The sequence below is a fragment of the Jonquetella sp. BV3C21 genome, assembly GCF_000468895.1.
Lineage (GTDB): Bacteria > Synergistota > Synergistia > Synergistales > Dethiosulfovibrionaceae > Jonquetella > Jonquetella anthropi.
On the sequence record NZ_AWWC01000025.1, the window covers coordinates 55,712 to 74,807 of the forward strand.

General features: G+C 55.7%; 13 protein-coding genes. 11 read left to right on the forward strand and 2 right to left on the reverse strand.

Going from position 1 to position 19,096, the window contains the following annotated elements:
• Positions 1-83 precede the first annotated feature (83 nt).
• The 6 genes from HMPREF1249_RS06795 to HMPREF1249_RS06820 all read left to right on the forward strand — a co-directional run bounded on the left by HMPREF1249_RS06795 (position 84) and on the right by HMPREF1249_RS06820 (position 8,165).
• Positions 84-1,283, forward strand: coding sequence for a DUF3798 domain-containing protein (locus tag HMPREF1249_RS06795; RefSeq protein ID WP_021776058.1), 1,200 nt, complete (start codon positions 84-86; stop codon positions 1,281-1,283).
• Between the two features lie 1,325 nt (positions 1,284-2,608).
• Positions 2,609-3,820, forward strand: a complete 1,212-nt coding sequence (locus HMPREF1249_RS06800; protein WP_021776042.1) for a DUF3798 domain-containing protein — start codon at positions 2,609-2,611, stop codon at positions 3,818-3,820.
• Between the two features lie 200 nt (positions 3,821-4,020).
• Positions 4,021-5,616: a sugar ABC transporter ATP-binding protein gene (locus HMPREF1249_RS06805; RefSeq protein WP_008521269.1), complete on the forward strand. Its 1,596-nt coding sequence runs from the start codon at positions 4,021-4,023 to the stop codon at positions 5,614-5,616.
• Between the two features lie 4 nt (positions 5,617-5,620).
• On the forward strand, positions 5,621-6,664 hold the full coding sequence (locus tag HMPREF1249_RS06810) for an ABC transporter permease subunit (protein ID WP_008521268.1): 1,044 nt from the start codon (positions 5,621-5,623) through the stop codon (positions 6,662-6,664).
• Positions 6,661-7,779, forward strand: coding sequence for an ABC transporter permease (locus HMPREF1249_RS06815; protein ID WP_008521267.1), 1,119 nt, complete (start codon positions 6,661-6,663; stop codon positions 7,777-7,779). The genes HMPREF1249_RS06810 and HMPREF1249_RS06815 overlap by 4 nt, the downstream gene beginning before the upstream one ends.
• Positions 7,776-8,165 (forward strand): DUF6672 family protein, encoded by a 390-nt coding sequence (locus tag HMPREF1249_RS06820; protein WP_008521266.1) that lies wholly within the window; start codon positions 7,776-7,778, stop codon positions 8,163-8,165. The genes HMPREF1249_RS06815 and HMPREF1249_RS06820 overlap by 4 nt, the downstream gene beginning before the upstream one ends.
• A 227-nt stretch (positions 8,166-8,392) precedes the next feature.
• On the opposite strand, the gene HMPREF1249_RS06825 is transcribed toward HMPREF1249_RS06820, so the two are convergent.
• Both HMPREF1249_RS06825 and HMPREF1249_RS06830 read right to left on the reverse strand, forming a co-directional pair.
• Positions 8,393-10,126, reverse strand: a complete 1,734-nt coding sequence (locus tag HMPREF1249_RS06825; RefSeq protein WP_008521264.1) for a [FeFe] hydrogenase, group A — start codon at positions 10,124-10,126, stop codon at positions 8,393-8,395.
• Positions 10,120-11,952 (reverse strand): NAD(P)-binding protein, encoded by a 1,833-nt coding sequence (locus HMPREF1249_RS06830; protein ID WP_021776043.1) that lies wholly within the window; start codon positions 11,950-11,952, stop codon positions 10,120-10,122. Before HMPREF1249_RS06830 ends, HMPREF1249_RS06825 begins: the two co-directional genes overlap by 7 nt.
• Before the next feature lie 586 nt (positions 11,953-12,538).
• Here HMPREF1249_RS06830 and HMPREF1249_RS06835 point away from each other — a divergent pair.
• The 5 genes from HMPREF1249_RS06835 (at position 12,539) to drmD (ending at position 19,089) form a co-directional block, all read left to right on the forward strand.
• Complete coding sequence (locus tag HMPREF1249_RS06835) at positions 12,539-13,504, forward strand: ABC transporter substrate-binding protein (protein ID WP_008522931.1); 966 nt, start codon at positions 12,539-12,541, stop codon at positions 13,502-13,504.
• Positions 13,494-14,240, forward strand: coding sequence for an ABC transporter permease (locus HMPREF1249_RS06840; protein ID WP_021776031.1), 747 nt, complete (start codon positions 13,494-13,496; stop codon positions 14,238-14,240). The genes HMPREF1249_RS06835 and HMPREF1249_RS06840 overlap by 11 nt, the downstream gene beginning before the upstream one ends.
• Entirely contained in the window at positions 14,237-14,800 is a 564-nt protein-coding gene (locus HMPREF1249_RS06845) for an ATP-binding cassette domain-containing protein (RefSeq protein WP_021776034.1), read from the forward strand. The genes HMPREF1249_RS06840 and HMPREF1249_RS06845 overlap by 4 nt, the downstream gene beginning before the upstream one ends.
• Positions 14,801-15,173: 373 nt before the next feature.
• On the forward strand, positions 15,174-16,466 hold the full coding sequence (locus HMPREF1249_RS06850) for a DNA cytosine methyltransferase (RefSeq protein ID WP_021776052.1): 1,293 nt from the start codon (positions 15,174-15,176) through the stop codon (positions 16,464-16,466).
• Positions 16,453-19,089 carry a DISARM system SNF2-like helicase DrmD gene (gene drmD, locus HMPREF1249_RS06855; RefSeq protein ID WP_021776032.1) on the forward strand — a complete coding sequence of 879 codons (2,637 nt, stop codon included), beginning with the start codon at positions 16,453-16,455 and terminating at the stop codon, positions 19,087-19,089. The genes HMPREF1249_RS06850 and drmD overlap by 14 nt, the downstream gene beginning before the upstream one ends.
• Positions 19,090-19,096 lie beyond the last annotated feature (7 nt).

Here is a 19,096-nt window from a genome sequence, read left to right on the forward strand (position 1 = left end):
ATAATAGTATAATAACCATGCTTTTATTTCCGGCATCTGCCGGATTTAACCCGCGGCATAGACCGCGAAGGAGGATGGAAGAGATGAGGCGTTGTTTAGCGTTATTGGCACTGGCTGGATTATCCGTTTGGGGGACGGGCGCTTTTGCGGCTCAGGAAGCGGCCTACCATATCGGCATCTGCACGGGCACGGTTTCTCAGTCCGAGGACTCTCTCCGCGGCGCGGAAGAGCTGATCAAACGCTATGGCGATGCGGCGTCCGGCGGCATGATCAAGCACATCACCTATCCGGACAACTTTATGTCCGAGCAGGAGACGACCATTTCTCAGATCGCCGCGTTCGCCGACGACCCCAAGATGAAGGCCGTCATCGTCAACAACGCGATCCCCGGGACGACCGAGGCGTATCGGCGCATTCGCGAGAAGCGGCCCGACATCCTTCTGCTTGCCGGCGAAGCGCACGAGGACCCGTCCGTCATCAGCTCGGCCGCTGACCTGACCGTCAGCGAGGACTTCCTCTCGCTCGGTTACGTGTTCATCGCCGGGCTGCACAAGCTGGGCGCGACCGACTTCGTTCACGTTTCCTTCCCCCGCCACATGAGTATGGAGCTCTTGCTTCGGCGGCTGGAAATCATGAAGAAAGCCTGCGCCGACATGGGAATGAAGTTCCACATGGAAAGCTCGCCTGACCCGACCAGCGACGTCGGCGTGGCCGGCTCTCAGCAGTTCATTCTGGAAAAGGTCCCCGCGTGGCTGGCCCAGTACGGCCCGAAGACGGCGTTCTTCAGCACCAGTGACGGTCAGCGGGCGCCGATGATTCTTCGGGTCGCCGAAGTCGGCGGCTACACGATTGGCGCCGACCTGATGGCCTACGCCAGCGGCCTCGGCATTGACCTGAAAGAGCAGGCCGGCGACTTTGCGGCCATGCGGAGCAAGATCGAAAAAGACGTCGTCGCCAAGGGCGCGTCCGGCCGCCTCTGCGCCGACGCGTGGAGCTACAACTTCGTCCACAGCGTCGCGTTGGGCGAGCTGGCGAAGAAACTGGTCGACGCGGGCGTAACGCCCCAGAACTTCCGCCGTCGCTTCGAGGCCAAAGAGGTATTTGACGCGTTCAGCGCCGAAACGCCCGGCTCCCGGTGGCTCGGCGACTTCTACCGCGACGCCAACACGGGCATCAAGCTGAACAACTTCATGTTGATTTATCAGGACATCTACACGTTCGGCGTGGGCTTCTTGGGCATGACCGACAAGCCGGTACCGGCCAAGTACTTCGAGGACAAATAACGTTTAAGGCGCGGCGCTCAAAGCGCCGCGCCTTTTTCGCGTGAGTAAATCTTATATTGGGAGACGAAACGCGGTCATCGCGGTGAATTTTGCCGGCGCTGACGGGCCGCCATTGTCGCGAAAATCACCTAAGTGCGTCTTGTCAGCTGCCTATCCAACGGCCGACCTTTGCTCTGGAAGTGTGGAGATGTCCTTCAGATTTGCCGGTCTGTTGAGGCGGCCGCGGAGTGAAGCCCACGGGAGTGGAGATGTACCCTACATTAAAAAGCCTTACAAGGGAATAGTATCGTATATATGAACAAATCGGTTTCTCCCTTTAAGGCGTGGGCTTCCGTGGGGCTCCAATTGCCCGTAGAGCCCACGCCAAGGGAAAAACCGATTATTGATAGTAATGTAACAAAGGGCAAAAAGAATGTCAACTCGCTAGAAACAGAGTGTAACCTGAACTTCACGCGAGTGGAGATGTCCCTTAGCGCGTTCGGTTGACCTGCTTGCTCCGCAACTGTTCTCCGCGCGAGCGGAGATGCCCCTGCCTGCGCCAATGTCACTAACCTTGACAGCAACTGTTCTTCACGTTGCCAATCAGGGACAGCGCAGAGGCTGAGAATGTCCGACGTCCTGCAACCGTCAGGAGCTAGCGTTTCTACCGCCTTAGGCTAAGAACACCGGCGCTAAGCGTCCCGTTCACGGCGGCGTGACGCTTGATGTTCATGGAGAGGAATTAAAAAGCGGGCTTGCTCATGGCGGCTGTTTACCCGTCGCCCCCTGACGAGATGGCGCGGACGTCGGGTGACTACCAGCCGTCGAATGAGATTTGACCGCGGGACCGGGGAGACGCAGCTGTCTTTCGAGCATGATGTCCCCGCTGATTTTGTCCTGCTTGGGCTTTAAAAGAGGAGGGCGTTCACCTGGTCTCACGGAGGAGACCTGCAGGAAAGGCGTATGGTTCATTTTGACGTGAAAAAAGATATACAATTATGTCATGGTAAATGGCAAGAGCGTTAAATAATTAATTTGCCGGCTTATGTGGTATGGACACAAAACAGCCTGTCATCAAGCCTTGACTGGTGGGCGATCGAGCTGAAAAGGAAAAATAAACTTCTTTTTCAGATAAAATGGCACAATTATTTCAGCCGCTGGCTACCGACAAAATAACTAAAAAAAGAAGAAAATCTGCCGGGGTAGACCACATTGTGAACAGCGTAACGACTGAAAATTATTTTGACATTGAAAGTCCTGTGCGGTATCATAAATTCAGTTCAGCAAGGCGCGCATATAGGGAATTACCATGAGGAACGACTGCAGGAAATCAAGGAGGGAACATTTTGAAGAAGCTCACGGCAAGTTTGATTTGTCTCAGCGCTCTGTGCGTTGCGGCGGCTGGGTTCGCGGCTGAACCGGCCAAGTTCCACATCGGCGTCTGCACCGGCACGGTCTCCCAGTCCGAGGACGACCTTCGCGGTGCTGAAGCTCTGATCGCCCGGTACGGCGATGTCGCCAACGGCGGGATGATCAAGCACATCACCTACCCGGACAACTTCATGACCGAGCAGGAAACCACCATTTCCCAGATTGCCGCGTTTGCTGACGACCCGCTGATGAAGGCGGTCGTGACGAACCAGGGCATTCCCGGAACGACCGAAGCGTATCGCCGTATTCGTGAGAAACGCCCCGACATCCTTCTGTTGGTCGGCGAAGCTCACGAGGACCCGGGCGTCATCGAGACGGCTGCTGATATCGTCGTCAACGCTGACAACATCGCCCGCGGCTATCTGATCCCGCGCTGCGCTCAGAAACTTGGCTGCACCGATTTCGTCCACATTTCCTTCCCGCGCCACATGAGCTATGAGCTCCTGAGCCGCCGCCGCAACATCATGGAAGTGGCCTGCCAGGACTTGGGAATCAAGTTCCACTTCGAGACCGCTCCGGACCCGACCAGCGACGTTGGCGTCGCCGGCGCTCAGCAGTTTATCCTTGAGAAGGTTCCGGCATGGCTTGCCAAGTACGGACCCAAGACCGCTTTCTTCTGCACCAACGACGCTCACACTGAGCCCCTGCTCAAGCGCATCGCTCAGGAAGGCGGCTACTTCATCGAGGCCGACCTGCCGTCGCCGCTGATGGGTTACCCCGGCGCCTTGGGCATCGAGCTGTCTGACGTGGCCGGCAACTTCCCCGCGATCCTGAAGAAGGTCGAAGAGGCTGTTGTGAAGGCTGGCGGCGCTGGCCGCATGGGCACTTGGGCTTACTCCTACGGCTTCACCAACACGCTGGCTCTTGGCGAACTGGCCAAGAAGTACATCGAAGAGGGCGTCGACGCCACCAAGATTCGCCGCCACTTCAAGGCGACCGACCTGTTCGAGGCCTACGGCAAGGAGACCCCGGGCGCTGCTTGGAACGGAAGCTACTACAAAGACATCCAGACCGGCGTCGAGAAGAAGAACCACGTCCTTGTGTACCAGGACACCTACGTGTTCGGCAAGGGCTACATGGAAATGACGAAGGAAGAAGTCCCGGCGAAGTACTTCACCATCAAGTAACTGATTTCGCACAAACAACGGCGAAAATTCCGCTGAAAAGCGAGCGGGGATCCGTCCCCGCTCGCTTTTAAGTGAGAGACGCTGAAGGTGACGTGACTCTGGCCGCTGCGGGAACTCCGCTGTGGCTTTGGTGCGGGTAATCTGAGCGCGCGGCGGCTGCAGAGACAGGACGCGCGGGCGCTTCCGAGGAGGTAAATTTTATGGCAGGGGAACCGTTGCTCCGGCTGGAAAACATCGGCAAAGCCTACTTTTCCAACCGAGTTCTGCACGACGTGAGCCTGACCCTCGAAAAGGGGCACATTCTCGGGCTGGCGGGCGAAAACGGCGCCGGAAAATCCACGCTGATGAACATTCTCTTTGGCATGAAGGTCATCCAGGAGACTGGCGGCTATGAGGGAAAGATTTTCATCGACGGACAGGAAGTCCATTTCAAGGGGCCGCAAGACGCTCTTGAAGCCGGCGTCGGCATGGTACATCAGGAGTTCTCTCTCATTCCTGGCTTCAACGTGACCGAAAACATCGTTTTAAACAGAGAGTCGCTCAAGTACAATCCGCTGGTGGAGGCTTTCGGCGACAGGCTGAAGACCCTCGACCGGCCGGAAATGAAGAAACGGGCCGAAAAGGCCATCGAAAAACTGAATTTCTCGTTGGACAGCGAGACGCTGATTTCCGACTTGCCCGTAGGGCACAAACAGTTCACCGAAATTGCCCGGGAAATAGAGAAGAGCAAGACGCGGATTCTCGTCCTTGACGAGCCGACGGCCGTTCTGACCGAGTCCGAAGCGGCAATCCTACTTGAGTCCATGCGCCACTTGGCCAAGCTGGGCATCGCGATCATCTTCATCACCCACCGGCTTCAGGAGGTTATGGAGGTTTGCGACGACGTGGTCGTTCTCCGCGACGGCCGGGTCGAACTGGTGACCAAGCCGAAGGACACGAGCATTCGGGAAATTGCCAACGCCATGGTGGGCCGCCGGATCGACTCAAGCCGGCCGGCAGAGGATCACAGGAGCCACGAAGACGCCAAGACGGCCATGAAAATCGAGCACCTGTGGGTCGACATGCCCGGCGAGACGGTGCGCGACGCGACGTTGGACATCAAGGAAGGCGAGATCCTCGGCATCGGCGGGCTGGCCGGACAGGGGAAACTGGGCATTGCCAACGGCATCATGGGCTTGTACGCTGCCGGCGGCAAGGTCACCTTCGAGGACAAAGAGCTGGAGCTGAACAACCCCAATTCGCCGCTCAGCGCGGGAATTTCCGCCGTGTCGGAGGACCGGCGCGGCGTTGGCCTGCTTCTCGAAGAGACGATCGCTTGGAACATCGTCTTTACCACCTTGCAGAACCAGCAGCGGTTCCTCAAGCCCATTTTGGGCGGCCTGCTCAAGATTCGAGACGGTCAGGCGATGGACGACTGCGCCCAGAAGTACATCGACGCGCTTGAAATCAAGTGCACCGGCCCGCACCAGCTAGCGCAGGAGCTCTCCGGCGGCAACCAGCAGAAGATCTGCCTTGCCAAGGCGTTTGAAACTCACCCCAAACTGCTCTTCGTGGCCGAGCCCACCCGCGGAATCGACGTGGGAGCCAAGAAGACGGTTTTGGACACGCTGAAAAAATACAACCGCGAATTGGGCATGACCATCGTCATGATCTCGTCAGAGCTGGAAGAACTTCGCTCGATCTGCGACCGTATCGCCATCGTCGATAAGGGCAGAATCGTAGGGATCCGCCCGGCGAGCGAGCCGTCCGAGGTCTTCGGAATGCTCATGCTCAACGCCGAAGAAGGGGAGGAATAGTCCGATGAAACGAATTCGAGACTTTATCGACGACTTCGGCTGGCCTCGTCTGCTCATTGCTCTCTTCTTGGTCGCCCTGTTCGTCTTGGCTCCGTTCGTCGGGGTCAGGTTTGACGCGTCGATTAACGACATGTTGGTGCGGTTCGGCATGAACGGCGTCATGGTCTTGGCCATGGTTCCGATGATTCAGGCCGGCTGCGGCTTGAACTTTGGCCTGCCGCTTGGCGTCATCGCCGGGTTGCTGGGCGCTATTACCAGCGTGGAGTGGAACATGACCGGCCTCGCCGGCGTGCTCACCGCCATGGGAGTTGCGATTCCTCTGGCCGTGGTGTTCGGCTGGCTGTACGGGCTGCTGCTGAACAAGGTCAAGGGCAGCGAGATGATGATCGCCACCTACGTCGGATTCTCGTCAGTCGCTTTGATGTGCATCATGTGGCTTGTCCTGCCGTACCACAGCCCCGATATGGTTTGGGGATACGCCGGCAAGGGGCTGCGTACCACCATTTCGGTCGAGCGGTTCTGGCAGCACGCCATTGGCAGCATCGGCAAGATTCAGATCAACCAATTCTTCACGCTGTACACTGGCATGTTCCTGTTCTTCTTCCTGCTCTGCGCGGTGATGTACATTTTCCTGCGCACCCGCACCGGCACGGCCATGACGACGGTCGGTTCGAACATGGAGTACGCCAGAGCCAGCGGCGTGAACATCGATCGGATGAGAACCCTGTCAGTTATCCTGTCGACGGTTCTGGGCGCGATGGGCATTATAGTGTACGAGCAGAGCTTCGGCTTTATCCAGCTCTACATGGGCCCCTTCTACATGGCGTTCCCCGCCGTGGCAGCGATCCTGATCGGCGGCGCGTCGGTCAAGAAGGCGACGATCACCAACGTGATCGTGGGCACCTTGCTGTTCCAAGGTATCCTGACCATGACGCCGTCGGTTATTAACAGCATGATTCAGACGGATATGTCTGAGGTCATCCGCATTATCGTGTCAAACGGCATGATCCTCTATGCTCTGACCCGTGCGACGAAGGTGAGATCATGACGACTCAGACTTCCAGCAGCGAAAAGCTCAAGTACTTCCTCATCACCAACGCCGTTCCGATCATGTTCATCGTCATCAGCGCGATCGCCATTCCGATTTCTCGGTTCTCGGCCGAGTACCTGATCAACGAGATGTTGATCCGGCTTTCCCGCAACTCGTTCCTTGTCCTGTCCCTGCTCGTGCCGATCATGGCTGGTATGGGGCTCAACTTCGGGATGGTTCTGGGAGCCATGGCCGGGCAGATCGGCCTGATCTTCATCTGCGACTGGAACATCGTCGGCATTCCCGGCATGGTGCTCGCCGCCATCATCTCCACGCCGCTGGCAATCCTTTTTGGCTGGATGTGCGGCACGATCCTGAACAAGGCGCGGGGCCGTGAAATGGTCACTAGCTATATCCTCGGGTTCTTCATGAACGGGGTCTATCAGCTGGTGGTGTTGTACGGCTTCGGCAGCGTCGTGCCAATTCAGAGCGCTAAGCTGGTTCTGTCGAGAGGGTACGGGATCCGCAACGTCACCAACTTGGAGGGCATTCGGCGGTCGCTGGACCAGCTGATCCCGATGAACATTCACGGGATTAACATTCCCTTAGCCACGTTCATCGTCATCGCCGCCTTCTGCGTCTTCATCGTCTGGTTCCGCAAGACCAAGCTGGGGCAGGACATGCGGGCAACCGGTCAGGATATCGCCGTCGCGGCTTCTGCCGGTATTCCGGTGATGAGAACCCGCGTCATTTCTATCGTCATCTCCACCGTTCTGGCGTGCTACGGCCAGATCATCTTCCTTCAGAACGTGGGAACGCTGAACACTTACAACAGCCACGAGCAGGCGGGAACGTTCGCTATCGCGTCGCTGCTGGTAGGCGGCGCGTCGGTCACTCGGGCGTCCATACTGAACGTCTTCGCCGGCGTGCTCCTGTTCCACCTGATGTTCGTCGTTTCGCCGATGGCCGGCAAATACTTGGTTGGCGATGCCCAGCTGGGCGAGTTCTTCCGCGTGTTTGTCTCCTACGGCATCATTTCTCTGGCGCTCGTGCTTCACGGCTGGCGTCGGCATGCTGACCGGGAGCGCGCCCGGGCAGCGTTCAGAGGCGGCTCAGAGGGGGCGGCGAAATGAAGCGGAGAATCCTCGTCAATCTCCTGATCATCATCGTCTTTGCGGCTCTTGGCGCGTACTGCTATGACATCGGCAAGGCGTACGACCTCGTGCTTTCTAACACCAAAGTGACGGTTGACGGCAAGGAGTACGCGCCGATGGAAGCCGTTCAGGTGTACATCGACGACGCCAGCGAGAACCCGATTTTCCTCGCTGAGGACGACCAAATGGTCGGCACGGCTGTCGGCCGCAAGCACGTCTTGACCATTCAGACGCTGGACGATCACGACAAGGTCGTGGAGGAGAAAAAAGTTCCCTTCACCATCTCTCAGCTCGGCCCGAAACGGGAAATCCGAGTTCCGCTGGGCTGGAACACCGGCTCCCTGGAGGTCAAAGAGAACAAGTAAATTCCTGCACCAAGCTTTTAATAGAGCCGCCGCCCGCGAGCTTCGTGGGCGGCGGCTTTTTGTGACGCCTGTAGCGGCTGGGGGAGAAAGAAAAGGGGGCATAACGCGAAAAATAGCGCGAGGGGCGCTTCCCAAGTGGAAAGCGCCCCTCGCGCGTGGGAGAACTCCGCGTCGTCGCAGGAAGGGCCCGTGCTTGCGATCGGCCGGTTTGTCCGGAAACGGCCCAGTTATTTTTCGCCGGGCATCTTCCAGCCGTTGGCGTCGGTGTGGAGCAGGTGGTGAGCTCGCTCAGAAAGAGGTTTGCCCAAGTAGCTCTTATAGCACTCGATGATTGACGGGTTGGCGTGCGAATACCGCCACGGCAGTTTTTTATCGATGTTGTAAAGCACCGGGGCACGGTCGGGCGCCATTTCCTTTTGGGCGTGAATCGGCTGTCCGCCGCCGCCCACGCAGCCGCCAGGACAGGCCATGACTTCGACGAAGTCATAGTGAACTCGGCCTTTTTCCAGCTCTGTGATCAGCTGGTTGGCGTTCGACAGCCCGTTGACGACGGCGACTTTCAGCTTCGTCCCGCCAATTTCAAACTCCGCTTCCTTCCAGCCCTGTTGGCCTCGGACGGCTTTGAACGTCTCAGGCGAGGCGTTTTTGCCGGTGACGAAGTAATGGGCGCTTCGAAGCGCCGCTTCCATCACGCCGCCTGTGACGCCGAAAATAGCGCCGGCGCCGCTACCGATGCCAAGCGGCATATCGAGCTGTTCATCTTCTAAGTCCGTCGGGTCAATCTGGTGGGCCCGAATCAGCCGGGTGATCTCCCGGTTGGTGATCGCCAAGTCGACGTCCTGTCCAGCGCCCGCGCTGTTCATCGTCGGCAGCGCGCACTCGGCCTTTTTGGCCAGACACGGCATGACGGACACGGAGAAAATCCGCTTGGGGTCAACGCCCAGCAGCTGGGGATACCACGATTTTGCGATCGCGCCGAACATCTGCTGCGGCGACTTGGCCGTGGAGAGCTGAGGAATGTACTTTGGCCAGTTTGCCTTCACGAATCGAACCCAAGCGGGACAGCAGGACGTGAACATGGGGAACTTGAATTGGTCGGCATGAGTGAGCCGCTCGACGAACTCGCTGCTTTCTTCCATAATCGTCAGGTCGGCGGAGAAGTTGGTGTCGAAAACGTAGTCAAACCCGATGATTCTCAGGGCCGAGGCGAGCCGGTTGACCGTCGCTTCCTCGGGCTTCATGCCGAACTCCTCGCACCACGCGGTTCGGATCGCCGGGGCAATCTGAACGAGCACAATCTTGTCCGGGTCGTCGATCGCGTCCATAAGCTTCTGCGTGTCGTCGCGCTCGTGAAGCGCGCCTACCGGGCAGTGGGTAATGCACTGACCGCACAGGACGCAGGGCGCGTCTTCAAGCCTGTAGGCTTTCCCCACGTCGACGGTGATGGTGCCACCGCTGTTCACCACGTCCCAAACGTTGGAGTGCTGAATCTTATCGCACACCTGCACGCAGCGCATGCACTTAATGCACTTCGAGTAATCTCGGATCAGCGGGAAATCTGGGTTGCTGGTTCGGTCGTCGATGTGTTTTTTAAAGGGCGTGGAGTGAACGTTCAGGTCTCCGGCGGTTTTTTGAAGCTCGCAGTTGCCGTTGCGAACGCACATCGGGCACCGGTCCTGGTGCTCCGAGAGGATAAACTGCAGGTTCGCCTTTCGCGTCTCCCGGGCCTTTCGGCTGTTGGTCTGTATCACCATGCCCTCTTCGACCGGGCTGTTGCAGGCCGTGAAAAGCCGGTCGTATCCTTCGACTTCCACGACGCAAATTCGGCAGGCACCGATCTCGTTCAGCCCCTTGAAGTAACAGAGGGTAGGAATTTTTATCCCGACGGACTTGGCCGCTTCGAGAATGGTCGTCTTTTCTGGTACCTGAATGGACTTGCCGTCGATGACGATGTTTACCATTGTCTGATTCGCCCCCCCTTGAACACGCCGTAACCGAAGTGGTCACAGCGCAGGCAGCGTCCCGACTCCTGAAAGGCTTCCTCGTCGGTCATGGGCAGTTCCATCAGCTTGAAATCGTGAACGCGCTCAGCCGCCGGGCGCTCGGCCATGTTGACTCGGCCGCAGGTCGTGTGGTCGTCAAACCGCACCTGAGGCACTTCGATGGTGCTCTCGATCACGTGGTTAAAGCCCAAATACTCGTCGATGTTGGCCGCCGCGACTTTTCCGGCCGCGATCGCCCGAATGACGGTCGCCGGCCCTGTGACGCAGTCGCCGCCGGCAAAAATTCCCTGCGTATCCTTCACGCCGCTCGTGTCGAGACACTCAATAGCGCCCCGCTTGATCGGCATGCCGTACTCACCGAACTTGCGGGACTCGATCCCTTGGCCGATGGCTACCAGCAGGCGGTCGCAGGGGAAGAACACCTCAGGCACATCGGCGTTGACCGGCGACGGCCGGCCGCCCTTGAACTCGCCGATGATCTGCGGCTGGGCGCTCAGCGACACAAGCTTGTTGTCCTTGTCCTTGATGATATGAAGCGGCGCGTGGAGCTCCACAATCTCCACGCCGTCGGCGATGGCGCCTTCCACCTCTTCGGGCAGAGCCGTCATGTCCTCCTTGCGGCGCCGGTACACCAGCTTCACCGACTTGGCGTTGCACCGGACAGCCGAACGGGCCACGTCCATCGCCACGTTGCCGCCGCCGACAACGACCACGTTCATTCCGGTAAAGTCGGGGTAGTTGTCGTCACCGATTGCGCGGAGCATTTCCACCGCGGAAATGACGCCCTCGGTTTCCTCGCTCTCAATGCCTAGTTTCTTGTCGATGTGGGCGCCGATGGCCACGTACAGGGCGTCGTAATGGTCATGCAGGTCCTTAATCGAAAAGTCGTTCCCGATGCTGATCTCCGTTTTGACGTGAATGCCCGTCGACAGAATGCCGGCGATCTCCTTGTCGAGCACTTCCCGCGGAAGACGGTAGGCCGGTATGCCGTATCGGAGCATGCCGCCCAGCTTCTTCCGCTGTTCGTAAATCGTCACGTCGTGCCCCATGAGGGAGAGGTAATACGCCGCGCTCAGCCCGCCGGGGCCTCCGCCCACCACGGCCACCTTTTTGCCAGTGAGAGGCATTCGCTCGGGCACGCGAATTTCTCCCTCGTGCTCGACCGCGTAGCGTTTCAGCCCCCGAATGTTGATCGGGTTGTCAACCATCGTGCGGCGGCAGCGTGTCTCGCACGGGTGCTCGCAGATCATCCCGCAGACCGCCGGCAGCGGGTTGTCCTTGCGGATCAGCTGAACTGCCTCGCTGTACCGTCCCGCGTGAATCAGCGCCAAATAGCCGGGAATGTCCACGTGGGCGGGGCAGAGGCAGACGCACGGCACCGGCTGATTTTGGGTCCTCAGACACCGGCCGTGAACGACGTGCTCCTCGTAGTCCTCGCGGAACCCCCTGACACCCATGAGCACCATGCGGGCCGCCTCTTGGCCGATCGCGCAGTCAGAAGAAAGGTAAATGCTCTCGGCCATCGTCTCGATCGTTTGCAGGGCGTCCAACTGGACCTTCCCGCTTAAAACCGCGTTAATCAGGTCCTGAAGGCGGTTCAGCCCAACCCGGCAGGGCGTGCACTTGCCGCAGGACTGGGAGTGACAGATATGAAGGAAAGAAACCGCCAAGTCCACCGGGCAGAGTCCCGGCGGGCTTGCCTGAATACGGCGCTCCATGTCCTTGTACAGGCCTTCAACTGTAACCTCAGCCTGATCCTTGGTGACAATACTCAGTCTGCTCACAGATATCCCCTCGCTTAGGCCTTGATTGGAATCTGACCGCTCATCCCCCAACTCGCGGCCGAATCCTTTATTCAATTTACGGCAAAGCTAACAAAAAATGCTGAAAAATGAGCTAATAACTCCATCTGCATTTTAGTTCGGTCTGGGAAAAGTTACAACAGGAAAAATTTTTGAAGTGCGCAATGGTGAACTGGAAAAGTAACGGTCACAAAGGCATATGGTAGCCGAATCCTTTTGTCTTTAAAAAATCCTCCGGGCAAAAGAGGCCGTCGCCTGTTCTTCCGGCGAAAAGAAGCGGCTGAATAGTTCAGTTTATTTTTATCTGACTTGCTGTCAGCGTCCGCCTCATCGCGGCAAAGCCGCGCGAACCTGTGGCCGCGGAAAATTTTCAAAGGGCGGGCATATCCTTCCACCCGACGGCACAGCGCGACGGCGGACCATAATTCCCGTTTGCCCGTTGATGGTGTAAAATTTGGGCAAGAGGGGAGACCCTGGCAGGGCTTAAAAGGGAAGTTCAGACTGGTTAAGTTCGGCCTCGCTTACTCGGAGTATTAAAGTCATGAAAAAAAGACAGGAGGGGAATGAAATGTTAAGGAAAAAGTTTATGTCCGCCGCTTTAGCCGTCGTGATGTCCTTTGCTTTGAGTGCCCTCGGAATGGCCGAGCCGTCTGCGCCGGTGCGCTTGGCAGGGCTGAAAGGACCGACCTCCATGGGCATGGTCAAGCTGCTTTCGGACAACGAAGCCGGCAAGGCGAAGAACGCCTATGACTTCGTCATGAACGCCTCCGGCGTCGAGCTGAGCCAGAAACTTCTCGCCGGCGAAGTCGACCTGGCCGCCGTTCCGTCCAACTTGGCCGCCGTTCTTTACAACAAAACATCGGGAAAAATTAAAGTCATCGCCGTCAACACTCTCGGCGTCCTGTACGTCGTCTCGACCGACGAAAGCGTCAAATCCCTTGAGGACCTCAAGGGAAAAACGATCATGGCTACCGGCAAGGGACAGGTGCCTGAAATAACCCTTCGGGCGCTGCTCAAAGCGGCGAACATTGACCCGGACAAGGACGTAACGATCGAGTTCAAGAGCGAACCGACCGAAGTCGTCGGCCTGCTTGCCAAAGACGGCGGCATCGCCATGCTTCCTCAGCCGTTCGTCACCGCCGCCTCGGCCAAGGTAAACGGCCTTCGCGTCGTCCTTGACCTGTCCCAGGAGTGGGAAAAGCTGCAGGGCAGTCCGGTCGTCACCGGCGTCACCGTCGTCAGAAAAGACTTCCTCGATGCGAACAAAGACAAAGTCGACGAATTCCTGTCGGAAGACAAAGACTCCATCGAATACGTCAACGCCAACCCGGACGAGGCGTCCGCTCTGATAGAGAAGTTCGGGATCGTCAAGGCGGCGATCGCGAAAAAAGCCCTCCCGAAGTGCAACATTCACTACGCGGACGGCGAAGAGATGAAAAAAATGCTTTCCTGCTACTTTGAGGTGCTCTTAAAAGAAAATCCGGCGTCCTTGGGCGGCAAGCTCCCGGACGACGAATTCTACTATGCAAAATAAAAAAATCGGGCTGACCGTTTCCGTTCTCTGCCTGATCGGCTTGTGGCAGCTGCTCGCGGTCCTGATAGGAGAGGAACTCATCCTTCCTTCTCCTGTCAGGGTCGTCGTTAAATTGGGGGAAATGGCCGGGACGAGCCAGTTCTACCGCACCGTCGGAATAACCTTCGGGCGGATTCTCGCCGGCTTTTCCATCGCCGTACTGCTCGGCTCGATCCTGTCGGTCCTGTCGGTCTACTCCGACGCCATTCAGACCCTGCTGTTCCCGGTCATCTCGGTGCTCAAGTCAATTCCCGTCGCGTCGTTTGCCGTCCTCTGCCTCATGTGGGTCAGGACGAACAACTTGCCAATTCTCATTTCCTGCGTCGTCAATATCCCGATCATCTACATCAACTCGCTGTCGGGCATGAAGTCGGCGGACGTCAAACTCCTTCAAATGGCGAAAGTTTATCGGCTCAAGTTTTTTACCCGCCTCAGGTACATTCACCTTCCGGCCGCCAAGGACCAGTTCTTGGCCGCCGTTTCCCTCTCGTCCGGCGTCACGTGGAAAAGCGCCGTCGCGGCTGAGATCATCGGGCTGCCGGCCGTCGCCATTGGCAGCGCCGTCCAGACTGCGAAAGTCTACCTCGAGACGGCTGAACTGTTCGCTTGGACCGTCGTCGTCCTCGCCCTCAGCGCCCTCTTTGACAAAGCGGTCGCCAAGTTTTTTAACCTGCTCTTCAAGGTCGCGGTCAGATGATAACGGTCAATAACGTCACCCTGACCTACGAGGGGAAAACGGTTCTCAAAAACTTTTCCGCCCAAATGGACGAGCGGGAGATCAGCTGTCTGGTCGGCGAATCGGGGTTTGGCAAAACGAGCCTCATCAACGCCATGCTCGGCTTTCTTCCCCTTGCCACCGGGGGGATACAGGGCGTTCCGGAGAGTCTCTCGGTCGTCTTTCAGGAAGACCGGCTGTTTGAAGACTTTACCGTCATCGAGAACCTGAAGCTCTTCGCCCCGCCGGAAAAAATAGCCGACGCGCTGGCCCGGTGCGGCCTGCCCGGCGAGGAAAAGACGAAAGTGCGCGAGCTCAGCGGCGGCATGAAAAGGCGGGTAGCGATCATTCGGGCCGTCCTGTGCGAAAGCGACTACATCATCATGGACGAGCCGTTCAGCGGGATTGACGCGGAGAACAAGAGGAAAACTGCGTTGTACATTTGCGCCAACCTGAACGGCCGCGGCCTCTTTTTTACGACTCACAACGAGGAAGACAAACTGCTTTTCCCTCAGGCTGTCCACGCGGCAAAAGAAGAATAACGAAGCCGCCTTCGCAAGGTTTGCGAAGGCGGCTTCATTTATGCAGTGCGCAAAAAAGAAAATCTTTCAGCAAAATCTCCACCGAGCAGGCAAATGCGGTAACATAATAAAAACCGATTGACGGCGCGGGCGTCGGCAGATAAAAAGATGATGAAACGCACTAGGCCTGCTTAATGCTCAGCAGAAGTTCGGGCGCCTGCTTGTCTGACCTGTACGGCCCGATGGTCCTGCCAAAGGAAAAGAAGACCGAACATATCGACAATGAGGAAGATAATGACATTCTGTGCGGAGTTCGATGTGAATTATAAAACACTTGCAAGTATTTAGATTTCCTTTGTGCAGGAGAAGTAATCAATGTGATAGGAGAATCATTATGCCAAGTAAGCTTCCCGGCAAGTACAATTACAACTTTATAGATTTATTTGCAGGAGCCGGAGGACTTTCCGAGGGCTTTATTCAAGCTGGTTTTAACCCGATTGCCCATGTGGAAATGAATTCATTTGCAGCACAAACTCTGGTTACTCGAAGTGCTTATTACTATTTGAAGCAGACTAAGCAAATGGATGTTTATTATCGCTATCTGCGTGGGGAGATAACGCGTGATTCTTTTTTGGAATTTATTCCAAACCATATATCTCAAACAGTTATCTGTGAAACAATGTCAAATGACTCACTCCCTAGGGTCTTCAAAAATATAGATGGAATAATGATGACCTGGAACATGCAAAGTGTAGACGTTATAGTTGGTGGGCCGCCGTGTCAGGCATATTCGCTTGTCGGCAGAGCGCAGAGCAGCCATATGGAAATTCCGATGAAGGACGATCCGCGCAACTACCTGTATAAACTGTATGCGCGATTCCTCAGAAAATACCAGCCGCGCATGTTCGTGTTCGAGAATGTGACCGGTATCAAATCCGCCCAAGGCGGCACAATCTGGAAGAACCTGCAGGAGGATCTCAAGCACGTTGGATATGAGATTGATTGCCGAGAACAGAACGCGCAGACATTTGGAGTGCTCCAAAACAGACGGAGAATGGTCATTGTTGGCTGGCTCAAGAACACTGGTCTGGCTTATCCAGACTTCAAGGTGAAAAATACGAATGCGGTGGTGAACGACCTGTTCACAGACCTTCCTGAACTTCGTCCGGGCGAAAGCAACAACACCTACTCGAAAATAAAGCCGAGCAGATACGTGATCGAAAATGGCATTCGGACAATGGACGATGTTTTGACCCTGCAGAACTGTCGTCCGAATATCGAGCGCGACATTAATATATACAAGAGAGCCATTGAACTATGGAACGACGGGCACAAGCGTCTCAACTACAACGACCTGCCCCAAGAACTGAAAACGCATAAGAACCGACATTCCTTCACCGACCGTTTCAAGGTCGTTGAAGGCGATGAACATTGCTGTCACACGATACTGGCGCACCTTTCTAAGGATGGCCACTATTTCATTCATCCTGATATACGGCAGCATCGGTCAATCACGGTAAGAGAAGCCGCACGCATACAGTCCTTCCCCGACAGCTATTACTTCGAGGGACCGCGCACGTCGCAGTTCGTGCAGATCGGCAATGCCGTACCTCCTCTGATGGCAAGAGGCATTGCAGAGGGAATATTCGCAAAGCTTCACAGGGAGGATGCAGATGTACAGCAGTGAAAACGGAAACCTGCTCCTCAAGCAGTACGGAAGATTCAAGCGAATGGAACTGGAGAAGTCTCCATTTCATTTTCTTCTTGCGTCCGAGTCCCATATCGATCCAAACCCTCATCAGATCAATGCGTTCTGTGCTGCCATCGACGCGATGAAGACGGGTGGCATGGTACTTGCCGATGAAGTAGGACTTGGAAAGACAATAGAGGCGGGGCTCGTCCTGCGCTACATGCTGGAATCCGGTGCAAAGAAGGTGCTGATCGTACTCCCCGCATCATTGCGCAAACAGTGGGAACTGGAACTCGAGGATAAATTCAATCTGAACTCCGTAATTCTGGACAAGTTCACAGTCGAGCATGATGCGCAGAACTGGTATAGGAAGCTTGTAGACAGACAGAGCGTACGAATCGTGCTTACTTCCTATGACTACTCGTCGAAGCTGATGAAGCGGTTCCCAGATGTAAAATGGGACTTCCTCATCATCGATGAAGCGCACAATCTGAGGAATCTGAACGGTACGAAGCGCGCAAAGCGACTGTATGAGCTAACCGGCGGAATTCCGAAGATCCTCCTCACGGCAACGCCGCTGCAGAACTCCCTTATGGATCTGCACGGTCTGATCTCCTTTATCGATCCGAGAATATTCGACTCAGAAAAGATGTTCCGTCAGATGTATATCAGTAACGAGGGTTACGACGACCTGAAAAGGGAACTCACGCCAGTGCTTTATAGAACGCTACGAAAGGACGTCGCAGACTACATGCATTTTGTGAAGAGGATTTGCAGAACCGTGGATTTCGAATTGTCTCTAGATGAGATCGAGCTCTACGAACGGGTCAACCAGTTCCTTAAAAGGAACATCCTGTACTCCATACCGGCATCCAACCGGGGGCTGGTCATCCTCGTTATCCGCAAGCTCATGGCTTCATCCAGCTTCGCCCTGATTGAGACATTCGAGGTTCTGAAGAATCGGCTCGAAATCCTGTATGAGGGCACGAGGTCGGCTGACGCGCAGGAAGGATTCGATCTCTTCTGGAGTTTCGTAGAGGACGAGATTGACGAATCCGATTTTGAGGAAACCGAGGACGAGGACACCGCTACGATGAAGGCATACATCCAGACGGAACTGGACGAAGTTAACGCCATCATCGATGTTGCAAAGCGCATTAAAACGAATTCCAAGGTAAACGCACTAAAACAGGCGCTTGAGGTCGGCTTCTCATACCAGAGGGATAACGGCATAGCTCAGAAGGTTGTTGTGTTCACCGAGTCAAAACGAACGCAGAAATACATCGCTGCCGAGCTTCGCAGATCCGGATACAATGAAGAGGATATCCTCCTGTTCAACGGCGAATTCGACGACACCATGACAAAGGAAATCTACCGGACATGGCAAGTGAAGAACTTCGGGAATGCGAACTATGGTAGGAGCGTCGAATACAAAAACGCTATCGTTGATTATTTCAAGGATAATGCGAAGATACTGATTTGCACCGACGCCGGTTCGGAAGGCCTGAACCTCCAGTTCTGCAACGCGGTGATTAACTACGACCTGCCTTGGAATCCGATGAAGATCGAGCAACGGATCGGTCGCTGCCACCGCTATGGGCAGCAGCACGATGTGGTCGCTATCAACTTGTTGAATGCGCAGAACGAGGCAGACAAACGTGTGTATGAGATACTCTCGGAAAAGTTCAAGCTGTTTGAGGGCGTGTTCGGCGCTTCCGACATTGCTCTTGGAGCGCTGGAATCCGGGACGAGCTTCGAGAAGATAGTGTTGGACATCTATCAGTCCTGCAACACGATCGCTGACTTCAGGAAGGCGTTCAATAAGCTGGACAGGAAGCTTAACGCAAAGCAGGACAAGAATGCGCGCAAACTGCGCTCCATCCTGATTACTAAGAGCAGCGATGCAAAAAAGAAGGCGCTTGAGGGAACGAAGAAGGAAATCGATCGTTATCTGCGAGAAGTCAACTACTGGAACAGTGTAGCTGAGCCAGAGGTGTTTAGTGACGTTCAATATTGGAAGGTTGATGGTTGGGGCGAACAGATTCTTGGCGCACACGGATATCTCTTCCTCGGCGCACTGTGCGATAACGTGGACTTGATTTTCCCGGTATTGTTGTTGTGTGACCAGAAAGGAGATTACGTTGATTTCGGTGAGGATGAACTCGTGCCGGAGCTGGAGAAAATCGATGATTCCACCGTGCGGTATTTCACACCGACAGAAGAGGAAAAAGCACTGTTTCAGAGAGTGTATGATGATCTGTCTTCCAAAATGCTTGAAAGAGTAGACAGGCAGACAGAGTCAGTGCGGGAATACAACAGACACAAGATTGAGAATTGGATTCGTATTCAGAACGAGCAGCTGGTTGTGCAGTACCAAGAAATGAACGCGGAAGTCGAGAAACTCCGTGAACAGGAAAAAGCCTCGAATAATTTCTATGAAAAGATAGACATTAGGAAAAAAGCTGAGAAGAAGGAAAAGAGGCTTACCGAGTTCCAAGCATCGTTCCACGAACGGGACAGCCGGCTTAGAGCTGAGGGGGAACGGGAAATTACGGAGTTCAACAAGAACCTTGAGATCAATAATCCCGTTTTTCTGATCAGCGTCGTACTGAAGTTTTAGGAGATAA